The sequence below is a fragment of the Streptococcus cristatus genome (genome assembly GCF_003943815.1).
Lineage (GTDB): Bacteria > Bacillota > Bacilli > Lactobacillales > Streptococcaceae > Streptococcus > Streptococcus cristatus_F.
Genome location: NZ_RJNA01000037.1, coordinates 1 through 1,575 on the forward strand (window position 1 = coordinate 1; position 1,575 = coordinate 1,575).

Genomic DNA, 1,575 nt, shown 5'->3' on the forward strand with positions numbered 1-1,575 from the left:
CATCAAGTACCAATACGCAGATGGTCAAACAGCGGGTCGTCCAGCTCTGAAAGCTCCAGTGACTCAAGAAGCAGCCTTCACACGTACAGGTGAACGTAACCGTGTAACTGGCGTTGAAACCTTCGGCGCATGGACACCAGCTACGAAAGAATTGGCTCAAGAAGCTACACCAGTTGTGACTGGATTCGTGGCAGACAAGGCCAATGTAGCAGCGAAGACAGTGAAAGCTGGCGATGCTAACAGCGAAGAAGTTGTACAATACAAGAAACTTGGTTCATACGTACCAAATGTACCAGACGGACTTCCAAAAGTACCAAATCTTCCATATCCAAACGATCCAACAGATCCAACGAAACCAGGAACTGATCTTCCAGTAGTTCCAGATGTACCAGGCACTACACCAGTAGGTCCAGATGGTACTACACCATTGACACCGAAAGATCCGAGCGATCCAAGCAAGGGTTACAACCCACCACCAATTCCAAGCGATCCAACTCAGGATACACCAATCAATTACGTTAAAGATGGTCAAAAAGCGATTATCACCTTCGTAGACCAAGACGATAACAACAAGGAAGTTGGTAAGGTCGTTGAAAGCGGTAAGTCAGGTGAGCCAATCGGAACTACTAACTACGCAACTCGTCTGAAAGAATTGACAGACAAGGGCTACGAAGTGGTGAACGATGAGTTCAAGGGACCTAAGACCTTCGATAACGATGATAAGAAGGACCAACAATTTGTGGTTACTCTTCGTCATGGTAAAGAAGCAATCAAGGATCCAGCAGAACTCAACAAGAAGGTTACACGTACCATCAAGTATCAATACGCAGATGGTCAAACAGCGGGTCGTCCAGCTCTGAAAGCTCCAGTGACTCAAGAAGCAGCCTTCACACGTACAGGTGAGCGCGACCGTGTAACTGACAAGAAGACTTACGGTGCATGGACACCAGCTACGAAAGAATTGGCCCAAGAAGCTACACCAGTCGTAACTGGATTCGTGGCAGANAAGGCTAATGTAGCAGCCAAGACAGTNACTCCTGATGATAAGGATAGNGAAGAAACAGTTAAGTACAGCAAACTTGGTTCATACGTACCAAATGTACCAGACGGACTTCCAAAAGTACCAAACCTTCCATATCCAAACGATCCAACAGATCCAACGAAACCAGGTACTGATCTTCCAGTGATTCCACATGTACCAGGAACTACACCAGTNGGNCCAGATGGCACAACACCATTGACACCGAAAGATCCGAGCGATCCAAGCAAGGGTTACAACCCACCACCANTTCCAAGNGATCCAACNCAGGANACACCAATCAACTTCGTGAAGGATGGTCAAAAAGCGATTATCAGCTTNGTAGACCAAACTGACGGTAATAAGGAATTGACCAAGGTTGTCGAAAGCGGTAAGTCAGGTGAGCCAATCGGTACAACCAACTACGCAGCTCGTCTGAAAGAATTGACAGACAAGGGTTACGAAGTGGTGAACGATGAGTTCAAGGGACCTAAGACCTTCGATAATGACGATAAGAAGGATCAAACCTTCACCGTTACTCTTCGTCAAGGTACAGA

Annotated in this window: 1 protein-coding gene; it reads left to right on the forward strand. The window is 46.6% G+C overall.

Annotated elements, in window-relative coordinates:
- Positions 1–58 precede the first annotated feature (58 nt).
- A partial coding sequence (locus tag D8872_RS10885; RefSeq protein WP_446677439.1) for a mucin-binding protein occupies positions 59–1,575 on the forward strand: 1,517 nt, incomplete at its 3' end.